Genomic DNA, 16,167 nt, shown 5'->3' on the forward strand with positions numbered 1-16,167 from the left:
ATGGACGACGGACTGCGGGTGACCGACCGGTGGACCGTGCCCGCCGCCGAGCTGCGGGAACGGTTCTCGCGTTCGTCCGGGCCGGGCGGGCAGGGCGTCAACACCACCGACTCCCGGGTCGAGCTGAGCTTCGACGTGGCCGGCACCACCAGCCTGCCCCCGGCGCTGCGCGAGCGGGTGCGGGAACGCCTCGCCGGCCGGCTCGTCGACGGGGTGCTCACCATCGCCGCCAGCGAGCACCGCGCGCAACTGGCCAACCGGGAGGCGGCCCGGGAACGGCTGGTCGCCCTGCTGCGCGAGGCCGTCGCCCCGCCCCCGCCGCCCCGGCGTCCCACCCGCCCCTCCCGGGGCGCCAAGGAACGCCGGCTGGCCGACAAGAAGCGCCAGTCCCAGCGCAAGCGGGACCGTCGCGCCGACGGCGACTGACCGCCGCCCGCGCCGGTCGGGTCCCGGCGGCGGCACCGCCGACGCGGTGCGGTGCGCCGGTGGCGGAAAACCCGGGCCGGGGCGGGCCGGCGCTGCCTAGGCTGGCGGGCATGTCCACCGACACCCTGGTCACCCTCGCCGGCGTCACCGCGCTCGCCGGCGCCCCCGACGGGCCGAGGATCTGCGGCGGCGACGACGCCACCGACGTGATCGGCGCGGCGCTGGGCCACGGGGTCGACCTGGTGGTGCTTCCGGTACGCCGGCTCGCCGTCGAGTTCTTCACGCTGCGTACCGGGGTGGCGGGCGCGGTGGTGCAGAAGTTCGTCAACTACCGGCTGCGGCTGGCCGTGGTCGGCGACATCTCGGGGCACGTCGAGCGGAGCACCGCCCTGCGCGACTTCGTCGTCGAGGCCAACCGGGGCGACCAGCTCTGGTTCGTCGACACCACGGCCGAGTTGGAGGAGCGGCTGCGCATGCGGGCCGGCGGCGCAAACCCGGTGGAGCCCGCCCCCGGCCACCACCGATGATGGGCCCATGCCCAGCGCCGTCGACTTCGCCAGCAAACCGACGATCACCGGCGAGCGGGTGACGTTGCGGCCGTTCGTCGACGCCGACCTCGCCTGTTTCCGGGCGGCGATGGCCGACCCGGAGGTGGCCCGCCTGACCGGCAGCCCACCCGACGGCCCCGACGAGCGGCAACTGCGTTCCTGGTACGGCAGCCGCAACGCGCAGACCGACCGGCTCGACCTGGCGGTGGTGGACCACGCCACCGGCGACTGCGTCGGCGAGGTCGTCCTCAACGACTGGGACCGGCACAACGCCTCCTGCAACTTCCGCACCCTGTTCGTGGCGGCCGGCCGCGACCGGGGGCTCGGCACCGAGGCGACCCGGCTGGTCGTCGGGTACGCCTTCGACACCCTCGGCCTGCACCGCGTGTCGCTGGAGGTGTTCGCGTTCAACCCGCGTGCCCGCCGGGCGTACGAGAAGGTGGGTTTCGTCGCCGAGGGCGTGCTGCGGCAGGTGCTGCGGGACACCGACGGCTGGGTCGACGCGACAGTGATGTCGATCCTGGCCCCGGAGTGGGCCGTGCACCGGGGCCATCCGGCGACCTGACCCGGCCGGCGGTGGTGCGTCGAAGCGCTTCGCCAGGATGCGGGAGGGCGTTGAGTCGGGGCAGCCGGTCTGGTGGGATGTCAGTGGGAGCAACCGGGCCGTCACCGACCGCACGTCGTCACGTGACAGGAGTCCCCTCACCATGCTCCGAAGGCCGTTCCTCTCCGCCCTGCTCGCCGCGTTCGCGGCAGTTCCGCTCACCCTGCTCGTCGGGTTGGTCGCCACCCCGGCGGCCCATCCCGCCGCCGCCACCCCGGTCCGCGTGATGCCGCTCGGCGACTCGATCACCGGCTCGCCCGGCTGCTGGCGTTCTCTGCTGTGGAACCGCCTGCAGTCCACCGGCCACACCGACGTCGACTTCGTCGGCACCCTCGGCCCGCAGGGCTGCGGGCAGCCGTACGACGGGGACAACGAGGGTCACGGCGGCTACCTGGTGACGAACGTCGCCAACCAGAACCTGCTGCCCGGCTGGCTCGCCGCGACCCACCCCGACGTCGTGCTCATGCACTTCGGCACCAACGACGTGTGGAGCAACATCCCCCCGGCCACCATCCTCGCCGCGTACTCGAAGCTGGTGGACCAGATGCGGGTCAGCAACCCGGCGATGCGGATCATCGTTGCCAAGATCATCCCGATGGCCCCGTCGAGCTGCGCCGAGTGCGGGCAGCGGGCGGTGGCCCTCAACGCCGTGATCGACGGCTGGGCGGCGGGGAAGACCACCGCCGCGTCGCCGATCGTCGTGGTCGACCAGTGGACCGGGTTCAGCACCACCACCGACACCTACGACGGGGTGCACCCCAACGCGGCCGGCGACCAGAAGATGTCCGACCGGTGGTATCCGGCGCTGGTGGCCGCCCTCGGCGGGGTCACCCCGACGACCACCCCGACCGGCTCGCCCACCCCCACCGGCCCGCCGAGCCCGACGGTCAGCCCCACGGTCCCGCCCACCGGGTCACCCACGGTCGACCCGCCGACCACCTCGCCGCCGGCCGGGGTGGCCTGCACCGCCAGCTACCGGATCACCAACCAGTGGCAGGGCGGCCACCAGGGCGAGGTGACCGTCCGCAGCACCGGCACCGCGCGGACCACCGGCTGGCGGGTCACCTTCACCCTGCCCGCCGGGCAGCAGATCACCCAGACCTGGAACGCCGACCTGACCCAGACCGGCAGCGCGGTCACCGCCCGCAACGTGAACTGGAACGGGGCGCTCGCCCCGGCCGCCGAGGCCACCTTCGGGTTCCTCGGCACCCACACCGGCACCGCCACCGCCCCCACGGCGACCTGCACCGCCAGTTGATCCGCCCGAGGGTCCGGGCCCCGGTCCGGACCCTCGCCCGGGTCAGCCGGCAGCCGCCGTGGCGTGGTCCAGTGCGGTCAGCAGGCGGGCGCGCAGCACGGCGGCCCGCTCGGCGAAGCCGCGCTGCGCCGCCGCGTACTCGGCCCGGCCCTCGGCGGTCTCCACCCGCACCGGCGGGTAACCGAGGGCGGCCAGGTCGTAGGGACTGGCCCGCATGTCCAGCGTCCGGATCTGCCGGGCCAGCGCGAAACAGTCCGCCACCAGCTCCGAGGCGACCAGCGGGGAGAGCTTGTACGCCCACTTGTAGAGATCCATGTTGGCGTGCAGGCAACCCGGCTGCTCCAGCGCGTGCTGGGTTTCCCGGCTCGGTTGGAGCAGGTTCAGCGGCCGGGCCGGCGCGGTGAAGAACCGGAACGCGTCGAAGTGGCTGCACCGTACGCCCCGCTCGCGGACCACGGCGGCGGTGTCGTCCGGGCTGAGCCGCAGCGGCCAGGCGTTGTGCCGGACCTCCTCCTGGGTCTGCCGGTAGACCATCGCCCACTCGTGCATCCCGAAGCAGCCCAGGTGCGCCGGTCGGCCGGCGGTCGCGGCCAGCAACGCTCTGATCCAGCCGATCGAGTCGGCGCGGCGTGCGCGTACCCGGTCGGTGTCGAGGGTGACCCCGGCGGGGTCGGCGCGGTAGTCCCGGCCGAACTCGGCCGGGTCCGCGTCACGCAGCAGCACCCCCGCGCCCGGATGCCAACGACGCAACTGCGCCGGGCGGTAGGAGTAGTAGGTGAACAGGAAATCCTCCACCGGATGCCGGCCGCCGGTGCGGCGGCGGGCCAGGTGCGGGTCCAGCCAGGTGGCCACCCGCGCCGCGTGGGCCGCCCGCCGGGCCTGCCAGTCGGCCGCGTCGAGGGCGGCGGGGGCGAGGGCGGCGGTCACACCCCTCAGGGTACGACCGCCGCCCGCCCCCGCTCAGGGCACGTCCACCCGGACCCCGGCGGAGAACACCCCGCTGCGCAGCTCCAACTGCTTCGGCTTCTGCGCGCCGTGCACGGTGAAGACCAGCGGCAGCACCACCCGGCTGCCCGCCGAGACGGGCTGGGCGAAGACGTCGCGCCCCAGGTTCGCCAGCCGGGTGGCGTCCTCGTCGGTGCTCACCCAGCTCCCACCCGGCAGGTACGCGCGCTGGAGCTGACCGTGCCAGCTCTGCTGCTCCGGGGTGACGTTGCGCACCCCGACCGTGGCCTGGCACTGCTGGCTAGCCACCCTCGCGGTGGCGCAGGCCACCCGGTAGACGGTGAACTCGAACGCCTTCTCCCGCAGCGGGGTGCCGACCGGGCCGGTCATGGTGGTGCCCGTCCACGCCCCGGCGGTCGGCTGCTTGGTGGTGTCGATGGCGGCGACCTCGCGGGTGGCCGTCCAGGCGGCGGCGAAGACCACTGCGGCCAGCACCGTCGCGGCCACCCCCACCACCAGCCACACCGACGGGCTGCGGCGTCGCCGGACCTCTCCGGGTACGGCGGGGCGCGGGTACACCGTCCCGCCGCCCGGGGCCGCCGGGCCGCCCGCGTACGGCGGGGAGCCGGCCGCCACCGGCGCGGTGCCGGTCGGCTCGATCCCGCCCACCCGTCGCCGGGCCCGCCGCCACCACCAGAGCGCGCCGGCCAGCAGCGCCAGCACCACCAGGGCCGCACCGAGCAGGATCGGGGGCTGCCGCCAGGCCGGCGTCGCGGGCACGAACGCCTCCGGGGCCGCCCCGCTGCGCCAGGTGGCCGTCGCGCAGTCGTACGGCTGGTCGCCGTCACCGGTGTACGCGCAGGCCGGCGCGGTCAGCGCCCGGCCCGGCGCGGCGGCGGCCAGGGCGGTGTCCAGGGTCCGGGTCGCTCCGGCCGGCAGGACGAGCCGCCAGGTGACCTCCCCGCCCGCGCCCGCCCCGCCCGGTCGGGTGACCAGGCCACCCGCGCTGACCGCGGTGGTCGAGGTGCCGGCCGGCAACTCCTGCCGGACCATCGTCTGCACCGTCGAGCCGCCCGTGTTGCGCACCATGATCCGGTAACCCGGCACCCCGGTCGCGGCGGGCGCCACGGCCACGGTGACCTGCGGTGCCGGCCGGGGCGCGCCCGGGTTGCCGGCGGTGGTCATGCCGGGGGCCGGCGCGGTCGGGGTGACCGGTACGACCGCGCCGCTGGCCGCCACGCCCGGCGCGGCCCGCGCCGGTCGGGGAGGTGCCGCCTCCCGGGTCGGGGCCACCGGCGTCGCCCAGGCGGCGAGGCGGGCCGGTACGGCGGGACGGGCGGTGGCGGCCGGTCGGGCCCGGGTGACCGGCCCCGTCGGTGCCCGGCCCGGTTCCGCCGGGCCGGCGTGGCCCGCCGGTGCCCGAGGCGGTCCGGCCGTCGTGGCGGGCCCTGCCGCCGCAGCGGTCGCCGCCGGGCCGGCCGGGGTGGCGTGGGGTGCGGGGCCGGTACCGGGCAGCGCCGGTACGGCGGCGAGGATGCCCAGGCAGTTCACGAAAACCGCGAGGGCCCTGTGGTGTCGTCTCGATGCAGGCATACCAACGAACCTCCGGAGCCGACGTTAGGAGCACGCACCCTCCGGGCGGGTACGAAGCGGCGAACCCCGCCCGCCGCGACGGCCGATGGCCTACGCTGCGCCGACGTCCCGGTGGTCGACGGGTGACGCCGGGCGTGGGGATAGATTGGCCGGGTGCGTATCGCTCGTTTCGCTCATGCCAAGGGAATGTCGTTCGGGGTCGTCGAGGGCGAGTCGGAGGCCGGGCCGCAGGGTCTGACCGTCGCCGAGATCGAGGGCCACCCGTTCGGGCAGATCCAGTTCTCCGGTGCCCGGTGGGCGCTCTCCGACGTGCGGCTGCTGTCGCCGATCCTGCCCAGCAAGGTGGTCTGTGTGGGGCGTAACTACGCCGAGCACGCCGCCGAGCACGGCAACGAGGTGCCGAAGGAGCCGTTGCTCTTCCTCAAGCCGTCCACCTCGGTGATCGGTCCCCGGGACGCGATCCGGCTGCCGATCTTCTCCCGGCAGGTGGAGCACGAGGCCGAGTTGGCCGTGGTGATCGGCGCGCCGGGTGCCCGCCGGGCCGACCGGGCCGCCGCCGCGAAAGCGGTCTTCGGCTACACCTGCGCCAACGACGTCACCGCGCGGGACCTGCAGCGTTCCGACTCGCAGTGGACCCGGGCCAAGGGCTTCGACTCGTTCTGCCCCATCGGCCCCTGGATCACCACCGGTCTGGACGTCTCCGACCTGGAGGTGCGCTGCGAGGTGGGGCGCAACCCGGAGGAGATGGAGGTACGTCAGCTCGGCCGGACCAAGGACATGGTCTTCGACGTGCCGGCGCTGGTGTCGTACATCTCGCACGTGATGACGCTGCTGCCCGGGGACGTGGTGCTGACCGGCACCCCGGCCGGGGTTAGTCCGCTCACTGACGGGGATACGGTCACCGTACGGATCGAGGGGATCGGCGAGCTCACCAACACGGTGGTACCGGTCGCCTGACCCGTACGACACCCCTGTTTCCGCAGCTCACAGGCGGTTTGGGGGATTGGATTTGGCCTGTTGGCGCGGGGAGGGTAAAGTTCCTTCCCGGCGCCACAAGGGGCCAATGGGGTATGGGGTAATTGGCAGCCCAACTGATTCTGGTTCAGTTAGTCTAGGTTCGAGTCCTGGTACCCCAGCGCAACCGCGGGTTCACCCGAATCCGTGGACGCTGGATTCTGACGGAGGTCGGCTCCGTCCCGTCACCGGGGCGAAGTTGATCTCTGATAGAGTGCAGCTTCCCCGCCCGGCAGGGCAGGGAAGCACGAGCTATGTTCTGGCCCCGTCGTCTAGTGGCCCAGGACGCCGCCCTCTCAAGGCGGTAGCGCCGGTTCGAATCCGGTCGGGGCTACAACGCTGACAGCCCGTCCCACGTTCGCTGGGACGGGCTTCTTCGCGTCCAGGGGGAGTGTGCCCCCTTCCGCGCGTGGCCGGCCGGCCACGCGCGCGTGCCTGGGCCCGCTTCGTCTGGCCGGCCCCGCTTCGTGTGGCCGGCCCGCTCGTCTGGCCGGCCCGCTCGTGTGGTGACGTTGCGCTATACCGGCCGCTCGGACGCCCCTGTTTCGCCACCCGGGCACCGACCTCGCCGGGATGCCGACCCCCGTCTCGGGGGCCGGGTGCCGGTGCCGTTAGACTAATGCCGCACCGCCCCACGGGGTGGTGAAGCAGGAAAAAGTGCCTGGCCCCGTCGTCTAGTGGCCCAGGACGCCGCCCTCTCAAGGCGGTAGCGCCGGTTCGAATCCGGTCGGGGCTACCACACGATCGGCCCGTCTCGCCCCGCGAGGCGGGCCGATCGCCGTTTCCCCCTCGCCTCCAGCCTTCCCCCTCGCCTCCCACCCCCCCGCCGGTCCCACCTGTCCCCGCCGCCCTCGCCTCGGTGATCAAGAGGTTTGCGTCATGTTTCAGAGATCGAAGTGACGCAAACCTCTTGATCACCGAGGCGGGTGGGGGTGGAGAGGGGCGGGAAGAGGACGGGTGGGGGAGGGGGCGGTTAGAGGCCGGAGAGGCGTTGGCCGGCGCGGACGACGGCCATGGCGTGTCGTTCGCCGGGGCGGCGGCCGAGGCGTTCGATCGGGCCGGAGATGCTGATCGAGGCGATCACCCGGCCGGTGCGGTCCCGGATCGGCGCGGAGACGCTCGCCACACCGGCCTCCCGTTCGGCGACGCTCTGCGCCCAGCCCCGGCGGCGTACCTCGGCGAGGGTGCGGCCGGTGAACTTGGACCGGGGCAGCAGCGGCATGACCGCCTCGGGCGGCTCCCAGGCGAGCAGGATCTGCGCCGCGGAGCCGGCCGTCATGGGCAGCACCGAGCCGACCGGCACGGTGTCCCGCAGGCCGCTGGCCCGCTCGGCGGCGGCCACACAGACCCGTTCGTCGGCCCGGCGCAGGTAGAGTTGGGCGCTCTCCCCGGTGGCGTCGCGCAGCGCGGCGAGCAGCGGCTCGGCGGCGGTCAGCAGGACGTCCGGGGCGGCGTTGGCCAGCTCGCCGAGCCGGGGCCCGGGACGCCATCGCCCCTGGGTGTCCCGGACCAGCATCCGGTGGATCTCCAGGGCCTGGGCCAGCCGGTGTGCGGTGGCTCGGGGCAGCTTGGTGCGTTCAACGAGTTCGGCCAGGCTGGCGCCGTCGACACAGGCGGCCAGGATGACCACCGCCTTGTCGAGGACGCCGACACCGCTCATACTGTGTCCCACAAGCCGAAATTTACCTCCCAGAATTTAGGATGTCCAGATGGTGGGAGTCACTCAACCGAGGACCCTGGCCGAGAAGGTCTGGGACGCGCACGTCGTACGGACCGCCGAGGGCGAGCCGGACCTGCTCTACATCGACCTGCACCTGCTGCACGAGGTGACCAGCCCGCAGGCGTTCGACGGGCTGCGCCAGGCCGGCCGGCGGGTCCGCCGCCCCGATCTCACGCTCGCGACCGAGGATCACAACACCCCGACCGGGTACGACGACCCCGCGTTCCGGCTGCGCCGGGGCGACCTGCTGACGATCGCGGACCCGACCTCGCGTACCCAGATCGAGACGTTGCGCCGCAACTGCGCCGAGTTCGGCCTGCGGCTGCACCCCCTGGGCGACGAGAACCAGGGCATCGTGCACGTGATCGGTCCCCAGTTGGGCGTCACCCAGCCCGGCATGACGATCGTCTGCGGCGACTCGCACACCGCCACCCACGGCGCGTTCGGCGCGCTGGCCTTCGGCATCGGCACCAGTGAGGTCGAACACGTCCTGGCCACCCAGACCCTGCCGCAGGCCCGCCCGAAGACCATGGCGGTCAACGTCACCGGTCAGCTCGGCCCCGGCGTCACCGCCAAGGACCTGGTCCTCGCGCTGATCGCGCAGGTGGGCACGGGCGGCGGACGCGGCCACATCGTGGAGTACCGGGGCGAGGCCATCCGGGCGCTGTCGATGGAGGGCCGGATGACGGTGGCGAACATGTCCATCGAGTGGGGCGCCAAGGCGGGCCTGATCGCGCCGGACGAGACCACCTTCGCGTACCTCAAGGGCCGGCCGCACGCGCCGGCCGGGGCCGACTGGGACGCGGCGCTGGCCTACTGGCGGACGCTGCCCACCGACGACGGCGCGACCTTCGACGCCGAGGTGACCCTGGACGCCTCCCGGATCACCCCGTTCGTCACCTGGGGCACCAACCCCGGCCAGGGTGCCCCGCTCGGCGCGGCCGTGCCGGACCCGGAGGAGTTCACCACCGACGCCGAGCGGACCGCGGCGCGCCGGGCCCTGGAGTACATGGACCTCACCCCGGGCACCCCGCTGCGCGACCTCGCCGTCGACGTGGTCTTCGTCGGTTCCTGCACCAACGGCCGGCTGGAGGACCTGCGGGCCGCCGCCGACGTGCTGCGCGGCCACCGGGTCGCCGACGGGGTACGCATGCTGGTGGTGCCCGGCTCCGCCGCCGTGCGGGAGGCCGCCGAGGCGGAGGGCCTGGACAAGGTCTTCGCCGACGCCGGAGCGGAGTGGCGGTTCGCCGGCTGCTCGATGTGCCTGGGCATGAACCCGGACACGCTGAAGCCGGGCGAGCGTTCGGCCTCGACCTCCAACCGCAACTTCGAGGGCCGGCAGGGCCGGGGCGGGCGCACCCACCTGGTGTCCCCGCCGGTCGCCGCCGCCACCGCCGTGACCGGCCGGCTCGCCGCCCCGGCCGATCTGTAGAAGGGCAGCCGAGAGATGGACAAGTTCACCACCCACACCGGCACCGCGGCGCCGCTGCGCCGTTCCAATGTGGACACCGATCAGATCATCCCGGCCGTGTACCTCAAGCGGGTGACCCGGACGGGCTTCGCCGACGGACTCTTCCGGGCCTGGCGCGACGATCCCGCATTCGTGCTCAACAACCCGGCGTATTCCGGGGCCACCATCCTCGTGGCGGGGCCGGAGTTCGGCACCGGGTCGTCCCGGGAGCACGCTGTGTGGGCGCTGCGCGACGGGGGTTTCCAGGCGGTCGTCTCGCCCCGGTTCGGTGACATCTTCCGGGGCAACGCGCTCAAGGAAGGGCTCCTCCCGGTCGAATTGGAACTGACCGCGGTCGAGCAGATCTGGGACCTCGTGGAGGCCGATCCGACCACGCCGGTGACGGTCGACCTGACCACCCGTGAGGTCCGGGTCGGGGATTCCACCTGGTCGTTCCCGCTCGACGACCACAGCCGCTGGCGGCTGATGGAGGGCCTCGACGACATTGGACTCACCCTGCGGCACGTCGCCGACATTGAGGCGTACGAGGCCGGCCGACCGTCGTTCACCCCCGCCGTGGTCTAGCCGTACGCCGGGCCACGGCACCGTTTTCGCCCCCACCGGTTCATCCGGTGGGGGCGAATCCGTTACGACACAAGGGCTTTTTTCCACCGAATGTTTGTGTCCAGGCAGCACAGGGCATACGGTGCGCGCAGAATGGCTCGCGTCGAGTCAGTTGCACAATCGGGAGGAAGTCGTGAACAAGGCCGAGCTCATCGAGGCGCTCGCCGCTCGCCTGGGGGACCGGAAGTCGGCGACGGCGGCGCTCGACGCGGTCCTCGCCGAGGTCCAGGCGGCGGTCACCAAGGGCGACAAAGTGGCGATCACCGGATTCGGATCGTTCGAAAAGCGTGTCCGGGCGGCGCGAACAGCGCGCAACCCGCGTACCGGTGAGGCGGTGAAGGTCAAGAAGACATCCGTTCCGGCCTTCAAGCCGGGCGCCGGTTTCAAGGAGATGGTGGCCACCGGCAAGGTGCCGAAGACCGCCGCTCCGGCGAAGAAGACCACCAGCACGGCGGCCACCAAGGCCACCGGCGCCAAGGCGACAGGTGCGAAGGCCACCGCAGCCAAGGCGACCGGCACCAAGGCCACGGGCGCGAAGGCCACCGGCACCAAGGCGACCGCAGCCAAGGCGACCGGCACCAAGGCGACCGGGGCGAAGGCCACCGGGGCGAAGGCGACCGCCGCCAAGAAGACGACGGCGACCGCGGCCCGCAAGACCACCACGGCGAGCGCCACCAAGGCCACCGCCGCGACCAAGGCGGCCACCAAGAAGGCCACACCGGCCAAGAAGACCGCCACGGCGACCAAGTCGACCACCGCCCGCACCCCGGCGGCCAAGAAGGCCACCGCGGCCAAGAGCACGGCCGCCAAGGCGACCGCCGCGAAGAAGGCGCCGGCCAAGAAGGCACCGGCCCGCAAGGCCGCAGCCAAGCGCTGACACCGGGTACGACCCGACGGGCGTCCACCGGCACGGTGGACGCCCGTCGGTGTGTTCAGAACCGGTCGGCGGCGAGCAGCCCGTCGGCGGTGAAGGCAAGCAGCCAGCCGCCGCCCTTGGCGGTGCCGAATTCGTCGTCGCGTCCCGCCAGCCGGGCCAACGCGCCCGGGATCACCTTGCCCTGGCTGCACACCCCGACCGGCTGCCCGGCGGCGGCCAGCTCGACCAGCCGGCCGGCGGCGGCCAACGCGCACTCGTCGACCTGCTGGCCCGGCTGCGGCTCGTCGAAGTCGCCGCACACCTCGATCGGCAGGTCCAGCGCGGCGGCCGCCGGCCCGAGGGTCTGTACGCACCGGCGGGGCGAGGCTGACAGCAGCCGTACCGGCTGGACCAGGGCGACCAGCGGGGCCAACGCGTGCGCCTGGGTGACCCCCTCGGCGTCCAACGGGCGGCCGGTGTCCGGCCCCGACCAGGTGGCCCGCCTGCCGGCGTGCGCGTGCCGCACCAGCGCCACGGTGCCGGTGACCCGGGGCAGGGCGGCGAACGCGGCCAGCACCTGCGCGTCGTGCGGGTAGCTCACCCGGGCGACCGCCGCGTCGACGTCGAGCCAGCACACGTCGTCGACCTCGGTGCCCGGTTGGAACCCGCCGGTGCCCACGGCCCGCATCGACCAGTAGTCGACCAGCTTGGGTCGGCCCTCACTGCGGTACCGCACGCTGGGCAGCCGGACCTGCGGCACCGCTTGTACGTCGGACTCCTCGGCCACCTCCCGCACGGCGGCCAGCAACGGATGCTCGCCGGGCTCCAACTTGCCCTTGGGCAGCGACCAGTCGCCGTAGCGGGGCCGGTGCACCAGGCAGACCTCGATCCCGCCGTCGTCGGTCGGCCGCCACGCCACCCCACCGGCCGCCCGGATGCCGACCGACTCCTCGTCCACCATCCGATCACCCTACGTCCGGGCGATCCCCCGTACGGGCCGGCCGCCCGGCTCAGCCGTCGGAACCGCCCACCCGGCGCAGCAGCAGCTCCTGCAGGTCGTGCAGCGGCTCCTCCGGGGTGCCGGTCCGCCGGCTCCAGCTGCCGTCGGCGGCCAGCTCGAACGCGTCCACGTCCGGGCTCATCGCGGTGGTCATCACCTGGTCCAGCTCGGCGCGGGCGACCGGGTCGCTGACCTGCACCAGCGCCTCCACCCGGCGGTCGAGGTTGCGGTGCATCAGGTCGGCCGACCCCATCCAGAACTCGGCGTCGCCGTTGTTGCCGAACCGGAAGATCCGCGAGTGTTCCAGGAACCGGCCGAGGATCGAGCGGACCCGGATGTTCTCCGACAACCCCGGCACCCCCGGCCGCAACGTGCACATACCCCGGATCAGCAGGTCCACGTGCACCCCGGCCTGCGACGCCCGGTAGAGCGCGTCGGTGATCTCCTCGTCGACCAGCGAGTTCACCTTGAACTGCACCAGCCCCGGCATGCCCAGCCGGACGTGTGCGATCTCCCGCTCGATCCGCTCCACCAACCCGCTGCGGATGCCCTGCGGGGCCACCAGCAGCCGCCGGTACGCGGTCTGCCGGCTGTAGCCGGTGAGCACGTTGAACAGGTCGGTCAGGTCCGCGCCGATCTCCGGGTCGGCGGTGAGCACGCCGAAGTCCTCGTACAGCCGGGCGGTCTTGGGGTGGTAGTTGCCGGTGCCGATGTGGCAGTACCGGCGGATCTGGTTGCCCTCCTGGCGTACCACCAGGGCGGTCTTGCAGTGCGTCTTGAGCCCGACCAGGCCGTACACGACGTGGCAGCCGGCCCGTTCCAGGGTGCGCGCCCAGCCGATGTTCGCCACCTCGTCGAAGCGCGCCTTCAGCTCCACCAGCACCACCACCTGCTTGCCGGCGGCGGCGGCGTCGACAAGCGCGTCGACGATCGGGGAGTCGCCGCTGGTGCGGTAGAGGGTCTGCTTGATGGCCAGCACGTTCGGGTCGGCGGCGGCCTGCTCGACGAAGCGCTGCACGCTGGTGGCGAACGAGTGGTACGGGTGGTGCACCAGCACGTCGCCGTCGCGCAGGGTGGCGAAGACGCTGCGCGGCACCTCGCCCTCGGCCAGCCGGGGGTGGGTGGCCGGCACGAACGGCTTGTCCTTCAGGTCGGGGCGGTCCGCCTCGCCGTAGAGCTGCCACAGCGCCGACAGGTCAAGCAGGCCGGGCACCCGCAGCACGTCGTGGTCGTCCATGTCCAGCTCGCGGACCAGCAGCTCCAGCATGTGGTCGGAGATGGAGGCGGCGACCTCCAGCCGGACGGGCGGGCCGAACCGCCGCCGGGCCAGCTCCCGTTCGAGGGCCTGGAGCAGGTCCTCGTCGCGGTCCTCGTCGACCTCCACCTCGGCGTTGCGGGTGACCCGGAACAGGTGGCACTCGACCACCTGCATGCCGGAGAAGAGCTGCCCCAGGTGCACCGAGATGAGGTCCTCCACGGGCAGCATCCGCAGCCCCGGCTGGTCCCGGCCCACCCGGACGAAACGGGGCACGTTGTTGGGCACCTTCACCCGGGCGAACAGCTCCGACCCGCCGTCGGGGTCCCGCACCGCCACCGCCAGGTTCAACGACCGCCCGGAGATGTACGGGAACGGGTGCGCCGGGTCCACCGCGAGCGGGGTGAGCACCGGGAAGATGTGTTCCCGGAAGTAGGTGCGCAGCCGCTCCCGCTCCGGGTCGTCCAGCTCCGCCCAGCGGATGATCCGGATGTCCTCCCGGGCGAGCTGCGGCAGCAGGTCGTCGACGAAGCAGGCGGCCTGCCGGGCGACCAGCCCGGCGGCGCACTCGGTGATCCGCTCCAGCTGGGTGCGCAGCGGCAGCCGGTCCCCGCCGCGTACCGGCAGGCCGGCGGAGAGCCGGCGCTTGAGCCCGGCCACCCGCACCATGTAGAACTCGTCGAGGTTGCTGGCGAAGATGGCCAGGAACTTGGCCCGTTCCAGCAGCGGCGTGCGCGGGTCCTCGGCCAGGGCCAGCACCCGGCCGTTGAAGTCGAGCCAGGACAGCTCCCGGTTGAGGAACCGGTCCGCCGGCAGCGGCGCGACGGCGGGCGGCCCGTCGCCCGTCGACCCCTCGCCGCCGGCCGGGACGCCGTCGGCGGGGCGGTCGTCGGTGTCGAGCACCTCGTCCAGGCCGGCGGAGGCCCCGGCGGCGCTGGCGCCGGGGGAGTCGGGGGCCGTGGCGGAGACCTCCTCCGGGGCGCGGCGGGTGCGGGAACCGCTGCGACGGCGGGTGCCGTTGCGGGTCGGGTCGGTGGCGGCGGACGGGCTGGTGGGGTGCTCGCGAGGGGTGCTCACCCGCTCATAATCACCCGATTACGGTTAACGCAAAATGAACTTGGGCCGCGTTGTTCAGACCATCGTCGGCAACGTCACCCGGACGACCCCGCCGTCCGGATCGGTGTGCACCGTCAACCGCTGGCCGAGACGGAGCAGCCGCAGCCCGGAGGCGTCGAAGGCGCGGGCCGGGAAGGGCAGCTCGGTGCCGTCGTCGAGCAGCAGCACGCCGGTGCGGCTCTGCGCGTCGAAGGTCGCCACGGTGCCCTGCATGCCAGCACCGTACACCGGCCGGTCGGCGCGGGGCCGCCGGCCGGGGGCCGCCGGGCCGACACCGGTGAGCGCGCCGGTCGCCGGGCCGAGACCGAGCCGGGCCGCGTCGGCCAGGTCGGCGGCGGTGTCCACGTCGCGGCGCAGGCTCGGCCAGGCACCGGGCAGCGGCACCGCCCCGGAGGCCAGGTGGGCCGCCGCCGAGCCGGCCCCGAACCGGGGCGCAAGCGGCACCCCGGGAGGTGTGGTGAGCAGCACGGTCCCGGTACCGGGGGCGTCGGCCACGAACCGGCGTACCCCCGTCGGGTCGGTGCCGACCGCGTGCAGCGCGGCGGCCAGTTCGGCCGGGCGCAGCGCCGGCAGGTCGGCGGTGAGGGCGGCCAGCCAGCTCCGGCCGTCGTCGGCCGCCGCCTGCGCGCCGTGCCGCAGGGCGGCGTTCAACCCGGCGTCCGGGTGGTCCGGCACCACCCGCGCGCCGGCCGCGCCGACCGTCGCGGCCACCCGCGGGTCGGCGGTGACCACCAGCACCTCGGCCACCGCCGGGCAGGCCAGCACCGCGCCGACCGTGTCGGCCACCAGCGCCAGCGCCAGCTCCTCGTGCGGTACGGCCGGCAGCGCCCCCCGCAACCGGCTCTTCGCCGCGTGGAGCCGCTTCACCGGCACCACCGCCGCCCACCTCGCCTGGCCCACGTCGACAATCCTGCCAGCGGCGGCGGTGGTACCCGCACTGGCCGTACCCGGGACGAGCAGGCATGATTTCCGCTGCGGGCACGCAACGGTGGGGGTGCGGCACGCGGGTGGGGTGACGAGGAGGCACGGTGGCACGGCGCAGGCTGGGTTTCTGGCGACGGTTCGCCGTGGCGCTGGTCAAGCCCGTGATGCTGGCCTGGACCCGGCGCACCTGGCACGGGATCGAGCAGCTACACCGCCCCGGGGGCGTCATCATCGTGCCCAACCACATCTCGCACGCCGACCCGCTGGTCTGCGCCCACTTCATCTACGAGGCCGGGCGGTGGCCGCAGTTCCTCGGCAAGGCCAGCGTGTTCCGGGTGCCGGTGGTCGGCTACATCCTGCACCGCTGCCGGCAGATCCCGGTGGAACGGGAGACCGCCACCGCGGTCAAGTCGCTGGACCGGCTGGTCGCCGCGCTGGACGCCGGGGGAGCGGTGGTGATCTATCCGGAGGGCACCATCACCCGGGAGCCGGATCTGTGGCCGATGAGGGGCAAGACCGGGGCGGCCCGGCTGGCCCTGGCCACCGGCGCGCCGGTGGTCCCGGTGGTGATGTGGGGCCCGGAACGGCTCTTCGACCCGCGGACCAGTCGGGTGGGCCTGCGGCCCCGGACCCCGGTGACGGTGCTGGCCGGCCCGCCGGTCGACCTCGGCCGCTGGGCGGGGGCCACCCCCAGCCGGGTGGTGCTGGAGGAGATGACCGACCAGATCATGCTGACCCTGCGGGACCTGCTCGCCGGGGTCCGGGGTGGCACACCGCCGCCGCTGTGGGAACGTCCCGTCCGTCCGCGTACTTCCGAGGGGACCTGATGAGCCA

General features: G+C 73.7%; 14 protein-coding genes, 3 tRNA genes and 1 pseudogene. 12 read left to right on the forward strand and 6 right to left on the reverse strand.

Annotated features, from left to right (window positions below):
- From arfB to JQX11_RS04655, 4 genes are all read left to right on the forward strand, one after another.
- Nucleotides 1-426 (forward strand): alternative ribosome rescue aminoacyl-tRNA hydrolase ArfB, encoded by a 426-nt coding sequence (gene arfB / locus JQX11_RS04640; protein ID WP_088641642.1) that lies wholly within the window; start codon nucleotides 1-3, stop codon nucleotides 424-426.
- Nucleotides 427-536: 110 nt separating this feature from the next.
- Nucleotides 537-953: a DUF4180 domain-containing protein gene (locus JQX11_RS04645; RefSeq protein ID WP_204923759.1), complete on the forward strand. Its 417-nt coding sequence runs from the start codon at nucleotides 537-539 to the stop codon at nucleotides 951-953.
- 7 nt (nucleotides 954-960) lie between these two features.
- On the forward strand, nucleotides 961-1,539 hold the full coding sequence (locus JQX11_RS04650) for a GNAT family N-acetyltransferase (protein WP_204923760.1): 579 nt from the start codon (nucleotides 961-963) through the stop codon (nucleotides 1,537-1,539).
- Nucleotides 1,540-1,681: 142 nt separating this feature from the next.
- Nucleotides 1,682-2,836, forward strand: a complete 1,155-nt coding sequence (locus JQX11_RS04655; protein ID WP_204923761.1) for a cellulose binding domain-containing protein — start codon at nucleotides 1,682-1,684, stop codon at nucleotides 2,834-2,836.
- A gap of 42 nt (nucleotides 2,837-2,878) precedes the next feature.
- Here the strand turns inward: JQX11_RS04655 and JQX11_RS04660 are convergent, their stop codons facing one another.
- Nucleotides 2,879-3,763 (reverse strand): 3-methyladenine DNA glycosylase, encoded by an 885-nt coding sequence (locus JQX11_RS04660; protein WP_204923762.1) that lies wholly within the window; start codon nucleotides 3,761-3,763, stop codon nucleotides 2,879-2,881.
- A gap of 33 nt (nucleotides 3,764-3,796) precedes the next feature.
- The gene (locus tag JQX11_RS04665) at nucleotides 3,797-5,374 is read right to left on the reverse strand and encodes a hypothetical protein (protein ID WP_204923763.1); all 1,578 of its coding nucleotides are present in this window, start codon (nucleotides 5,372-5,374) and stop codon (nucleotides 3,797-3,799) included.
- A gap of 153 nt (nucleotides 5,375-5,527) precedes the next feature.
- Here JQX11_RS04665 and JQX11_RS04670 point away from each other — a divergent pair, with 153 nt between their 5' ends.
- From JQX11_RS04670 to JQX11_RS04685, 4 genes are all read left to right on the forward strand, one after another.
- Nucleotides 5,528-6,331, forward strand: coding sequence for a fumarylacetoacetate hydrolase family protein (locus JQX11_RS04670; RefSeq protein WP_204923764.1), 804 nt, complete (start codon nucleotides 5,528-5,530; stop codon nucleotides 6,329-6,331).
- Nucleotides 6,332-6,438: 107 nt separating this feature from the next.
- Nucleotides 6,439-6,510 (forward strand) — tRNA-Gln (locus tag JQX11_RS04675).
- 139 nt (nucleotides 6,511-6,649) lie between these two features.
- A tRNA-Glu gene (locus JQX11_RS04680) sits at nucleotides 6,650-6,722 on the forward strand.
- A 329-nt stretch (nucleotides 6,723-7,051) separates the two neighbouring features.
- Nucleotides 7,052-7,127 (forward strand) — tRNA-Glu (locus tag JQX11_RS04685).
- Between the two features lie 234 nt (nucleotides 7,128-7,361).
- Here the strand turns inward: JQX11_RS04685 and JQX11_RS04690 are convergent.
- The gene (locus JQX11_RS04690) at nucleotides 7,362-8,048 is read right to left on the reverse strand and encodes an IclR family transcriptional regulator (RefSeq protein WP_088646078.1); all 687 of its coding nucleotides are present in this window, start codon (nucleotides 8,046-8,048) and stop codon (nucleotides 7,362-7,364) included.
- A 49-nt stretch (nucleotides 8,049-8,097) separates the two neighbouring features.
- Between JQX11_RS04690 and leuC the strand changes: the two genes are divergently transcribed.
- The 3 genes from leuC (at nucleotide 8,098) to JQX11_RS04705 (ending at nucleotide 11,059) form a co-directional block, all read left to right on the forward strand.
- Nucleotides 8,098-9,540 carry a 3-isopropylmalate dehydratase large subunit gene (gene leuC, locus JQX11_RS04695; protein ID WP_204923765.1) on the forward strand — a complete coding sequence of 481 codons (1,443 nt, stop codon included), beginning with the start codon at nucleotides 8,098-8,100 and terminating at the stop codon, nucleotides 9,538-9,540.
- Between the two features lie 15 nt (nucleotides 9,541-9,555).
- Nucleotides 9,556-10,143, forward strand: a complete 588-nt coding sequence (leuD, locus tag JQX11_RS04700; protein WP_204923766.1) for a 3-isopropylmalate dehydratase small subunit — start codon at nucleotides 9,556-9,558, stop codon at nucleotides 10,141-10,143.
- A gap of 172 nt (nucleotides 10,144-10,315) precedes the next feature.
- Nucleotides 10,316-11,059 carry an HU family DNA-binding protein gene (locus JQX11_RS04705; RefSeq protein ID WP_204924132.1) on the forward strand — a complete coding sequence of 248 codons (744 nt, stop codon included), beginning with the start codon at nucleotides 10,316-10,318 and terminating at the stop codon, nucleotides 11,057-11,059.
- Nucleotides 11,060-11,114: 55 nt separating this feature from the next.
- On the opposite strand, the gene JQX11_RS04710 is transcribed toward JQX11_RS04705, so the two are convergent.
- From JQX11_RS04710 to cofC, 3 genes and pseudogenes are all read right to left on the reverse strand, one after another.
- Nucleotides 11,115-11,999, reverse strand: coding sequence for an NUDIX hydrolase (locus JQX11_RS04710; protein ID WP_204923767.1), 885 nt, complete (start codon nucleotides 11,997-11,999; stop codon nucleotides 11,115-11,117).
- Between the two features lie 49 nt (nucleotides 12,000-12,048).
- The gene (locus tag JQX11_RS04715) at nucleotides 12,049-14,370 is read right to left on the reverse strand and encodes an RNA degradosome polyphosphate kinase (RefSeq protein ID WP_204923768.1); all 2,322 of its coding nucleotides are present in this window, start codon (nucleotides 14,368-14,370) and stop codon (nucleotides 12,049-12,051) included.
- A 288-nt stretch (nucleotides 14,371-14,658) separates the two neighbouring features.
- A pseudogene (cofC, locus tag JQX11_RS32150) lies at nucleotides 14,659-15,309 on the reverse strand (2-phospho-L-lactate guanylyltransferase); the annotation flags it as partial.
- A 128-nt stretch (nucleotides 15,310-15,437) separates the two neighbouring features.
- Between cofC and JQX11_RS04725 the strand changes: the two are divergent.
- On the forward strand, nucleotides 15,438-16,160 hold the full coding sequence (locus tag JQX11_RS04725) for a lysophospholipid acyltransferase family protein (protein ID WP_204923770.1): 723 nt from the start codon (nucleotides 15,438-15,440) through the stop codon (nucleotides 16,158-16,160).
- Nucleotides 16,161-16,167 lie beyond the last annotated feature (7 nt).

This window comes from Micromonospora humida, assembly GCF_016901255.1.
In the GTDB taxonomy this organism is placed as follows: domain Bacteria; phylum Actinomycetota; class Actinomycetes; order Mycobacteriales; family Micromonosporaceae; genus Micromonospora; species Micromonospora wenchangensis.